General features: G+C 58.9%; 11 protein-coding genes. 7 read left to right on the top strand and 4 right to left on the bottom strand.

Translation table 11 applies throughout. The features are described from left to right. Window positions 1–38: 38 nt before the first annotated feature. Both LOC54_RS09805 and LOC54_RS09800 read right to left on the bottom strand, forming a co-directional pair. Window positions 39–464: a hypothetical protein gene (locus tag LOC54_RS09805; protein ID WP_279313631.1), complete on the bottom strand. Its 426-nt coding sequence runs from the start codon at window positions 462–464 to the stop codon at window positions 39–41. A gap of 94 nt (window positions 465–558) precedes the next feature. Further along, complete coding sequence (locus LOC54_RS09800; protein WP_408740337.1) at window positions 559–1,161, bottom strand: NYN domain-containing protein; 603 nt, start codon at window positions 1,159–1,161, stop codon at window positions 559–561. 156 nt (window positions 1,162–1,317) lie between these two features. On the opposite strand from LOC54_RS09800, the gene folK reads away from it, so the two are divergent. From folK to era, 7 genes are all read left to right on the top strand, one after another. Then, complete coding sequence (gene folK, locus LOC54_RS09795; protein WP_279313630.1) at window positions 1,318–1,842, top strand: 2-amino-4-hydroxy-6-hydroxymethyldihydropteridine diphosphokinase; 525 nt, start codon at window positions 1,318–1,320, stop codon at window positions 1,840–1,842. 77 nt (window positions 1,843–1,919) lie between these two features. Then, window positions 1,920–2,303 carry a DNA-directed RNA polymerase subunit omega gene (gene rpoZ, locus LOC54_RS09790; RefSeq protein ID WP_279313629.1) on the top strand — a complete coding sequence of 128 codons (384 nt, stop codon included), beginning with the start codon at window positions 1,920–1,922 and terminating at the stop codon, window positions 2,301–2,303. A 19-nt stretch (window positions 2,304–2,322) separates the two neighbouring features. Continuing rightward, window positions 2,323–4,587 carry a RelA/SpoT family protein gene (locus LOC54_RS09785; RefSeq protein ID WP_408740336.1) on the top strand — a complete coding sequence of 755 codons (2,265 nt, stop codon included), beginning with the start codon at window positions 2,323–2,325 and terminating at the stop codon, window positions 4,585–4,587. Window positions 4,588–4,590: 3 nt separating this feature from the next. Beyond that, window positions 4,591–4,998 carry a holo-ACP synthase gene (gene acpS / locus LOC54_RS09780; RefSeq protein ID WP_279313628.1) on the top strand — a complete coding sequence of 136 codons (408 nt, stop codon included), beginning with the start codon at window positions 4,591–4,593 and terminating at the stop codon, window positions 4,996–4,998. 173 nt (window positions 4,999–5,171) lie between these two features. Then, entirely contained in the window at window positions 5,172–5,921 is a 750-nt protein-coding gene (gene lepB / locus LOC54_RS09775; protein WP_279313632.1) for a signal peptidase I, read from the top strand. Continuing rightward, entirely contained in the window at window positions 5,918–6,649 is a 732-nt protein-coding gene (gene rnc, locus LOC54_RS09770) for a ribonuclease III (protein WP_279313627.1), read from the top strand. Before lepB ends, rnc begins: the two co-directional genes overlap by 4 nt. Then, window positions 6,646–7,545, top strand: a complete 900-nt coding sequence (gene era / locus LOC54_RS09765; protein ID WP_279313626.1) for a GTPase Era — start codon at window positions 6,646–6,648, stop codon at window positions 7,543–7,545. Before rnc ends, era begins: the two co-directional genes overlap by 4 nt. A gap of 113 nt (window positions 7,546–7,658) precedes the next feature. On the opposite strand, the gene LOC54_RS09760 is transcribed toward era, so the two are convergent. Beyond that, window positions 7,659–9,782 (bottom strand): TonB-dependent receptor, encoded by a 2,124-nt coding sequence (locus tag LOC54_RS09760; RefSeq protein ID WP_279313625.1) that lies wholly within the window; start codon window positions 9,780–9,782, stop codon window positions 7,659–7,661. A 79-nt stretch (window positions 9,783–9,861) separates the two neighbouring features. After that, window positions 9,862–10,404: a hypothetical protein gene (locus LOC54_RS09755; RefSeq protein ID WP_279313624.1), complete on the bottom strand. Its 543-nt coding sequence runs from the start codon at window positions 10,402–10,404 to the stop codon at window positions 9,862–9,864. Between the last annotated feature and the right edge of the window lie 511 nt (window positions 10,405–10,915).

Below are 10,915 nucleotides of genomic sequence, written 5' to 3'. Positions count from 1 at the left end.
TCCTCCTCAATAAAGAGAATCAGAAAGGACAGTGCGTGTCACATCACAGATGAGTCACAGGAGAACTCCGTTGGTATAACCGTTGGTATAAGGAACCTGTTGCAACCGCTCACCTCCGTCGGCAGCGCCAGCCCGGCAGGCACGGCACAGCGCACCGCGCTCACCAGCCGACAGTCCTTCAGGAGAAGGGAAGGGGAGGCCGTATCGGAAAAGCCCGTCTCAGCCAGAACATCGCCGAAAAACGGCAGCATCCCAATCAGAGCCTCCGCCGTCGTCCGGTGTTTTGCATGCTCGCAGGGCGGCGCGACAATCAGAAGACCGGCAGAAACATCCCCGGACGGAAGCAGCGGCGCATTCCACTCGTCAGGAGCCGCAAGCCGCCCCGAGACACGATACTCAGCCAGCCGCGGGCAGGCCGGACAGTCAGAAACCGGCTGGAGCGGATCAGAAGAAGAATGCAGCATAAGAAAGCAGAACCATCCGGTTGTGAACGGATGGAAGTCTGCACCAGGGATATTAAAAAATGATTATACCCCTGATAACAGCCTGATTATATAATCAGATTTCGTCAGGCTCGCTCATCTGATCAGCCGGATGCCGCACGGGTCCGGGCTGCGTGCGCGTGCGCGGATCCGTCTGGCGGCGGGTAAACTCCTCGGCAATATCAGACAGCTCGATAAACTGATCGGCCTGCCGCCGGAGCTCATCCCCGATCAGCGGCGGAGAGGACTTCATGGAAGAAATCACCGACACCCGCACACCGGCGCGCTGCACGGACTCAACAACACGCCGGAAATCGGAATCCCCCGTCACCAGAACGGCATGGTCGATCCGCGGCGTAGCCTCCAGCATATCGACCGCAATCTCGATATCCATATTTCCCTTGACGCGCCGCCGCCCGGAATTATCCGTAAACTCACGCGCCGCCTTCGTCACAAGGAAGTAACCGTTATAGGACAGCCAGTCCGTCAGAGGCTTGAGCGGGGAATACTCATCCGTATCCAGAATGGCCGCGTAATAACTGACGCGGAGAAGGTTGCAGCGGCTGCGGAAGAAATTCAGAAATTTCTTGTAATCAACGTCAAAACCAAGACCGCGCGCTGCAGAATAAAGACTGGACCCGTCAATAAATACACAGGTTCTTTCATCCTGTCTGAACATAATATCAATTCTCTTTCGTATAAAATAATGACCAGACTATGCAAATGTATTAAAAAATGTTTAATCACCCGTCATAATGCTGATTTCCGCGTGGAATATCATGTAATGCACAGAAGAACAAACATTTTCTCATAAACCGGTCCGGGCTTATAAAATATGAGACAGATTTTCATTGCGATCGGAGGCAATCTTCCGCACGAACCGTCCCCCGGTGAAATCCGCTCTCCGCTGCAGATCTGCCGCGATGCCGTCACGGCCCTGCGCGCCCTTCCGGACCTCGAAATCAGCGCCGTCTCCCCCTGGTACGAAAGCGCACCCGTCCCGCCATCAGGCCAGCCCCCCTACGTCAACGGAGTGGTGCAGGCCCGGAGCAGCCTCGCCCCTGAAACACTCCTGGCACGCCTGCAGGACATCGAGAACCGGTCCGGCCGCACGCGCAGCACGGCTAACGCCGCCCGTACACTCGATCTCGATATCATCGATATGGGCGGCATCGTCAGAACATATCCGGACCCGATCCTGCCGCATCCGCGCGCCTGCCAGCGCGCCTTCGTCCTGCGCCCCCTGCACGATATCGCCCCGGACTGGCGCGATCCCGTCTCCGGCAGACACATCACCGATCTGCTTCGCGACGTGGCAGACCAGCAGATCAGCCCGCTGGATAAAAGCGCCATCTCATAAAACCAGGAGATTCTATTCCCTTGCGCCGATAAAAATGTTAAGGGATTTTTTTTAGAAAAATTGCCGGAGACTGCCCAATGGCGCGCGTGACAGTTGAAGATTGCGTCGAGAAGGTTCCGAACCGCTTCGAGCTGGTGCTGCTGGCGGCTCAGAGAGCCCGCAATCTGTCCCGCGGAGAGGAACTGACGATCGACCGCGACAACGACAAGAACCCCGTCGTCGCCCTGCGTGAGATCGCAGAGGAAACCGTAAAGACCGGCGTCCTCAAGGACGACCTCGTCCGCTCGCTCGCCCGCGCGCCGGAGCCGGAGCCCGCGGATGAGGAAGTGCTGGACCTGATCCCCACGGAACAGAACATCTTCGGTCTGCAGGAAACCTCCGTGGAAGAAGACGTGACAGACCTCTCCCCCGAAGAGCTGAAAGCCGCCATGGACGCGGAGCTCAGCGGACGCCGCCGCTGACCAGAAGCAGATTTCTGCCATGCGGGAACCCGTCGGAGACATGACAGCCGGAGAGCATCGACTCCCGGATGCCACGGCTCCCGCATCTCCGAAACTCTCGCCGGATGCCCTCATTCGGCGGGTGCTGTCCTACAATCCGTCCAGCGATACGGACCTCCTGCGCCGCGCGTTCGAGGCCGCGCAGAAAGCCCATGAAGGTCAGGCCCGCGAAAACGGAGACCCGTACATAACCCACCCGCTTGCCGTCGCCATGATCCTGGCCGGCTTCCGGGTGGACGATGCCTCCATCGTCACAGGCCTCCTGCACGATACGGTCGAGGACACAGGCCTCACACAGGCCGCACTCAGAACACAGTTCGGCCCCGTCGTGGCAGACCTCGTGGACGGCGTCACCAAACTGACCCGCCTCGAAATCCAGTCAGACAGAACGAAACAGGCCGAGAACTTTCGCAAGCTCGTCCTCGCGATGTCAAAAGACATCCGCGTGCTCATCGTCAAGCTCGCAGACCGCCTCCACAATATGCGCACCCTGCATTTCGTGGAACGACGCGACAAACGGCTGCGGATCGCCCGCGAGACGATGGATATCTACGCGCCCCTCGCCGAACGCATCGGCATGGACCGCGTCAAGACAGAACTCCAGAACCTGTCCTTCGCCCAGATCGACCCCGAAGCCGATGCCTCCATCCGCGCTCGCCTGAACTATCTCCGGGGGCAGGGCGCAGACGTGATCGAGGAAGTCCGCGCAGACCTCACACGCCTGTGCCGGGAAGCCGGAATCCCGAAGGTCGAGGTCACCGGACGCGAGAAATCTCCCTATTCCATATGGGAGAAAATGCAGCGCCGGAACGTCGCGTTCGAGCAGCTCTCGGACATCATGGCCTTCCGCATCATCGTGGACACCCGGGAGGACTGCTACATCGCACTGGGGTCCGTCCACAGCGCCTTCCCCGTCATCGCCGGGCGCTTTAAGGATTACATCTCCACTCCCAAGGCCAACGGCTATCAGAGCCTGCACACCGGCGTCACCCTCCGGCACCCGCGCAACCAGAAAATCGAAGTCCAGATCCGCACGCAGGACATGCACGACGTCGCGGAAAACGGCGTCGCCGCACACTGGGCCTACAAACACGAACCCGGCGCACAGACCGAAGAAGCCGCCGCCCCGCGTCGCCCCCGCTGGGTCCAGGACCTGCTGGAAATCCTGGAAGATTCCTCAGCTCCCGACGAATTTCTAGAAAATACCAAGCTGGAACTCTACCAGGACCAGGTCTTCTGCTTCACCCCGCGCGGACAGCTCATCTCCCTGCCTCGCGGCGCAACCTCCGTCGATTTCGCCTACGCCGTCCACAGCCAGATCGGCGATTCCTGCGTCGGAGCCCGCATCAACGGCCGCCTGATGCCCCTGCGCTACGAGCTGCAGAACGGGGACCAGGTCGAGATCATGACAACCCGCGGCGGGACACCATCCCCGTCCTGGGAACGCTTCGTCGTCACAGGCAAGGCCCGCGCCCGCATCCGGCGCTTCGTCGCCGCACAGCAGCGCGAGACAGCCGTCGATTCCGGACGCGCCGCCCTGGCCCGTGCCTTCCGTCAGGAAGGTGTGGACGGCTCGGAAAAAGTCCTGGAAACCATCCTCAAGGACCTGCGGCAGGGCTCCGTGGAAGACCTGTTCGCCGCCGTCGGCAGCAACAGCATCCCCGCAAAGGACGTCGTCCACGCCGCCTACCCGGAGCTCAGGCAGGCCCCCCGCGCGCCACGCTTCGTCCCCGGACTGGCAGGACGCCCGCCCCCCGCACAGAAATCCTCGTCTGGAGACAGAAAACCAGCCCTCATCGGCCTCGGGCCGGGCGTGGCAACCCATTTCGCAGGCTGCTGCCACCCGCTGCCCGGAGAGCGTATTGTCGGCGTCGTCTCAACCGGACGCGGGGTTACCATCCACGCCGCCGGATGCCAGTCGCTCCAGGCCTTCTCCGCAACACCCGAACGCTTCCTGGATGTAGACTGGGATTACGACGCCCAGGGCCGGGAAGTCTCCGGAGAACCCCATGTCGGACGGGTCAGACTGGTCGCAAATAACGACCCGTCCATGCTCGCCACCATCACAAACGCCGTCTCCCGGCAGAACGGCGCCATAACCGAACTGAAAATCGTAAACCGGCAGATGGATTTCATGGAAATCCTCGTCGATGCCGAAGTCAAGGATCTCCGCCACCTCTCCATGATCGTCGCAGGACTCCGAGCAGCCTCAGGAATCTCCCACGTCGAACGCGTGAAAGGCTGAAACATGCTGATCGGGACCGGGATGGATCTGTGCGATATCCGCAGGATCGAAAAAGCCATCGGACGCCACGGCGAACGCTTTCTCACCCGCGTCTTCACCGAAGCCGAACGGCAGCACGCGGAACGACGCTCCGGAGCCGCCAGAACCGGAACCTACGCCAAACGCTGGGCCGCCAAGGAAGCCTGCGCCAAAGCCCTCGGAACCGGCTTCTCACAGGGTGTGTTCCACAGCTCGATGGGCGTAAAAAACCTTCCCTCGGGCCAGCCGACCCTCATCCTCACCGGCGGAGCCGCCAGACGCCTGCAGGCCCTGACCCCGGCAGGAATGACCTTACGCATCCATCTCAGCCTGACAGACGACATGCCCTACGCCCTGGCACAGGTCATGATCGAAGCCCTGCCGGACAGCTGAAAAGACAGACAAACCGGCGCTTTTCCTTGACACGACACGGCACAGGCGGCTTCATCCGGCCCCTGTCCCCCTTAATTCCCATACGTATCTCAAAGGTCACGATTTCAGACATGACAACATCCCCGGACTCCGAAATCCAGACAGATCTCGGGAAAAACACAGCAGGTAAATCCATGAAGGCGGAATGGTTTGAAACCATCCGGACCATGGCCGCCCTGCTGATCGTGCTGACCCTGTTCCGGACCTTTCTGTTCGCCCCCTTCAGCATCCCGTCAGGCTCCATGATCCCGACGCTTCAGGTCGGGGATTTCATCTGGGTCTCGAAATACAGCTACGGCTATTCCCGCTTCTCCCTCCCGTTCTCGCCGGACCTGTTCAGGGGGCGCATCCCCGACGTGCTGCCGCACCGCGGAGACGTGGCCGTCTTCCGCTTTACGAAAAACACCTCCATAGACTACGTCAAACGCATCGTCGGACTGCCCGGAGACCGCATCCAGGTCCGGGACGGACATCTCTTCCTCAACGGCAGTGAAGTCCCCTGCAGACCCGAAGGCAATTACGTTGCGATCGACGAACGCCAGACCCGTATGGAAGGCGATCTGTGCCAGGAAGCTCTGCCCGGCACACCGGGCACGGTCCGCCATGATGTGCTCAAGCTCACGGACCAGGGCATGCAGAACAATACGCCCGAATACGTCGTCCCCCCCGGACATTTCTTCGCCATGGGCGATAACCGCGACGACAGCGCGGACAGCCGCTTCATGGGAGACGACCCGGAAGATCTCGGCTTCGTCCCGATCGAAAATCTCGTCGGACACGCGCAGATCGTCTTCTTCTCCTTCGATATGAAACACCCGGTCTGGCAGTTCTGGTACCTGCCGACAGAAATCCGCTGGAACCGCTTCTTCCACGTCATCCGATGAGCACGGGTCTTACCGCCTTCTCCGGACAGATCGGATATACATTCACCGATCCGGCCCTGCTGAATGAGGCGCTGACACACCGCTCAGCCCTCAGCCCCAAACGCGGCGGCAAAGCCCCCAAAGGCGCAGGCTCGAACGAACGCCTCGAATTCATCGGAGACCGTGTGCTCGGTCTCCTGATCGCGGAATGGCTGTTCGAACGCTATCCCGGAGAACAGGAAGGCGCGCTGGGCTCACGCCTCGCACATCTCGTCTCCCGCAACGTCCTCGCACCGATCGCACAGACACTCGGCATACCGGACGCCCTCTTCGTCGCCGGACACGAGGAAAAAGTCGGCATCCGGGAAACTGCAAACGTGCTCGCGGACGCAACCGAAGCCGTGCTCGGCGCCATCTATCTCGACGGCGGTCTCGATGCAGCCAGAACCTTCGTCAGAACCTTCTGGAAAAACGAGATCGGGCAACAGATCGCACCGCCCAAAGACCCGAAAACAGCACTGCAGGAATGGGTGCTCGCCCGCGGCCTCGCCCTGCCGGACTACGAGATGATCAGCGCGGAAGGCCCGTCCCACGCCCCGGAATTCGTCATCGCCGTCCACGCAGCAGGACACACGGCACAGGGCAGGGCAGGGAACAAACGCCTCGCAGAAAGCACCGCGGCACGAACCCTCCTCGAAAAACTCGAAACCCCGCCCGCACAGGGAAAACGAAAAGGAAAGCAGCCATGACAGACACCACGCGCTGCGGATTTGCCGCCTTGGTCGGAGCCCCCAATGCAGGCAAATCCACCCTGCTGAACTGCATGGCCGGAGCAAAACTCTCCATCGTCAGCCCCAAGGCACAGACAACACGCTTCCGCGTGCTCGGCATCCTGATGCGGGAAAAAACACAGATCCTGCTCGTCGATACCCCGGGCATCTTCCGTCCGAAACGTAAACTCGACCGCGCCATGGTCGCAGCCGCCTGGACCGGAGCGGAAGACGCAGATGTCACGCTCTTCCTCGTGGACGCCCGCGCAGGCCTCACGGATGACGTCCGCAGCATCGTGGAAACACTCAAAGGCGGCAAAAGACGCATCTGGCTCGTCCTGAACAAAACAGACCTCGTGGAACCGCAGAAACTCCTGCCCCTGACGGCAGAGCTCTCGGAACTGCTCCCCGTCGAACACGTCTATATGGTCAGCGCCAGAAAAGGCAGCGGCGTGGAAGACCTCCTGACAGCCCTCGCGAACTCCCTGCCCGAAAGCCCCTGGCTCTACCCGGAAGACGACCTCACGGACCTCCCGGACCGCCTCCTCGCCGCAGAACTCGTGCGCGAACAGATCTTCCTCCAGACCCACGAGGAAATCCCCTACAGCGCCACCGTGGAAACCGAAAGCTTCCAGGAACGCCCCGACGGATCAGTCCGTATAGAGGCAACCGTCTATGTCAGCCGCGCCGGACACAAATCCATCCTCATCGGAGAAAAAGGCCGCCGTATCCGGGAAATCGGCATGAAAGCCAGGAAACAGCTCGAAAGCCTCCTCGAACGCCCCTGCCACCTCTTTCTCAACGTCAAGGAACGCGCCGGATGGGACGAGGAACGCGCCAGACTCCGCGCCATCGGCCTCGACGACGCAGACTGACCCGAAGCCACACGAACACCGGAACAGAAAACACCCGCCGCAGGCCGCTCATGACAGGAAAAAAGATCCCGTCCGGAAACTCTCCAGAACCGGACAGGATCTTTCACAGATGCTCAGAAGGTCGCGCTCAGACTGAGGTTAAAAGACCGCCCCATCCCCGGCAGAGCGCCCGCAATCCCGCTCTTTCCGCGGAAATACCAGTCCCCCAGAGACAGCCCGCCCAGCGGAAGATAGTATTTCTGATCAAGAAGATTCTCGATTTCTGCCTTCAGCGTCAGTACCCGCCAGCGCCAGCTTCCCCCAAGACCAGCAAGCGCATAACCCGGCGTCCGCGGCTCATTACGCAGCCAGTCCACAGACGTCTTGGCCTTCACCAGCGTCACGTCAACATGCCCGCTCCAGGCCCCGAACGTCTCCCGCAGGCTCACCACGCCGTTCAGAGGCATCTGGTGATAAAGCCCCGAATGCGTCACCAGATCCTGACCACGAACCCAGTTCAAATGCCCCGTCAGAACCCCGCGGCCATACCGCTGCGTATCCCACAGAACCTTCATGCCGCTGGCATTGAGTCCGTAGCTCTGCGCATCATGATTGGCAAACTGCAGCTTAGACATCCCGCCGGACAGCACCCCGACCCGAACCACATTTATGTAATTATGCGTCCGCGTATAAAACGGCTGAATCTTCATGTCCCACGACACGCCCGCAGGATCATGCCAGTCAAAAGTGAAACTGAAAGTATGCGCAACCTCGGGTGAAAGATGCAGATTGCCGGTATAGCCGTTCCCGTCGCCGAACCAGCCGATCATGCTCGTGGCCATGCTGCCCTGCGCCCAGGCATACCGCTCATAAAGATTGGGAGACCGCGTCTTGCGCGCATAACCGCCCTCAATCGAAAACCCGTCCGCAGGCTTCCATTTCATCGTGGCTGTCACGTCAAAATTCACATCCGTCCGGCCCCGCTTTGACGCATTGAACGTCCGCGCAGCCATCGCATCAGCCATATTCATCATCCCGGTCCATGAATACGGCGCAACATCCCCCGTATTCATCATGACCAGATCATTACGAAACCCAAGCTGCGTGCTGAACACCCGCGACCAGTGCGCATCCCATTCCGCAAAATGCCCGAGCCGGTCCCGGTGCCCGTCATTCACATTATGAAAGGTGTCAGGCCCCATCATCATGCTGCCCGAAAGCGGAGGCCACCAGTCATTCAGACCATTATGCTCAAACTCGCTGCCAAGCCGCAGCGTATGATGATGCCCCAGAGGAATCGTCGCCAGAACGGAATACTGGGCCGTACGTGAATCCGTATTCATCGGCATCCCCGTCGTCTCAGAATGCCCGCCCTTGTCATTCATCATGTTCATCACATGCGTGACACGCTGCCACCCGCCACGGACAAGCAAAGTCCCCCAGTCAAACCGGCCGGTATACTTCCCGTTTACAAACGTCGAACGGTTGTTCGTCATGTCCATATACTGGTTCGCAAAGCCCTCATAAGGGATATCCTGCTGCCCGAACGTTAGGGCAAGCTGATGATCCCCCTTACGGAAACCAGCCGTCACGGCATGGTTGTATGACAGATATGACGTGGAACGGACCTGCCGCCCGTCCCCCCCGGTACGATAATTGCTCGCATGGCTGTAAGACCCGGTCCAGCGCAGACTGAACATGTCATCCGCAACCGTCGCAGACCCGGACGCCCCCGATCCTCCGTCATTGCTCCGGTAATCCGCAGACGCACGCCCCGTAAACAGAATACGCCCCGCACTGGCAAACAGAGGATCACGCCGCTCCACCTGAACAGTCCCGCCGGTACTGTCCCCGCCAATACTCACAGGCGTGATGCCCGCTGTCGCCGTCGCGGTCTCAACACTGTCCGGATCAACATAGGACATCGCAGGATTCATATGGTTGGGGCACGCAGACTCAATCCTCAGACCGTCAATCAGCGTCGCAACACGGTCATCCGCCATCCCGTTCAGAACCGGAAGGGAGGAAACACCCCCGCCACTATACGTGCTGTACCCAAGAGACCCGTTCAGCAGCGCAGCCGTATCCGGACCCGTCACATGCGCCCGGCGCACCCCCGTCACAGTAATATTCTCGTCAGGCCGGACAGAAGACGAAGGCACCGCCGCACCGGCAGGCGGGCCACCAAAAATCAGAACCGCACAGACGCACGCAACACACGGCGCACACCCGCAGCTCCGTAAAACGGACATACTCATAAGGGACATCCCTCAAACCGGAATCAGAACGAACCGGCAGGCAGGAACACCCTCACAAGGCCCGAACCGAAAAGGCGGCTCAGACCGGAATAAAGACGTGCAAAAACCCTGCCGGCAGACGGAAACAGGGCAGGGAAGGCGGCCCGCGGGCCGGAGGAACACCCGTCAGCCTCAGCCCGGGCGGCGCACGCGGATGAAGCGGAGAAAAAAGCGCCGGGCGCCGCAGACGCGAGACCAGAAGAGCGATCAGGCAGCCGCACAGAATAAAAATCTGCAGATGGATCAGAGGGCAGAGCGGGCAGGACGGCTCATCCCCTGACCCCGGCATATGATGGTGATGATGCCCGGACACCCCGGCCATATCCCCCGCCATATGATGATGCCCCGGCACCATCCCGGACGCCTCGCCCGAGGACATCCCCGCCTCATGAGCGGACGCAAAGACAGGAGAAATCGCAAGCCCGGTCAGCCGCCGGATCGTCGCCCCGGGAGACTCATCCGGCAGTGCGCAGCTCTGCAGAGCCAGAAGCCCGAGCAGCCCCGGCAGAACAAAAAGCACCGCAAGCCAGCACCGGAACGTCAGCCTTGCAATCTCTGTCTTTTTCCATAAGGCAGAGTGCATCAGATCAAAAAGCCATCATCATTATCAGCGAGTTATCCTGATAAAGAGTATTTTGTCAAAATTGATTGGAAATTAATATTTTGTCGGTGTAGGATAAAATAAACCGTATAACCAAATGAGATATGTTATGCTTTATTTTTGCGGACTTACATTAAAAAAAAGTAAAAAAATATTTTATATTTTTATTTTGTCTGTGTATAGAACCCGCTTTTTCAGGTGGAAAATATATTTTTGAATTTATAAAAAGAAATAAAGATTTTCTGAATCCTGTTAATTTAATTGAAGGATTTCTAAAAGAGAATTCCAAAAACAAGAGTGATTATTTTTGTATAATAGGGCAAAAATTAAATAAAAACCTTTATAATGTATATGTTTATTGGATAAATGAGCAAAAAATTATTTTATGGGGAGGTAATTCAGATTTTCCAAATGCCCTAGGTTCTGTTGACAAAAGATCTTCTCAGACTGGCTTGGACGTGATTCAACGCTGGTCTTTACGGAGACCTGTGGA

The sequence above is a fragment of the Acetobacter sp. AN02 genome, from assembly GCF_029759835.1.
Classification (GTDB): Bacteria; Pseudomonadota; Alphaproteobacteria; order Acetobacterales; family Acetobacteraceae; genus Acetobacter.
The sequence above is the reverse complement of the archived record's forward strand: the minus strand, read 5'-3'. Positions and strand labels throughout refer to the sequence as shown.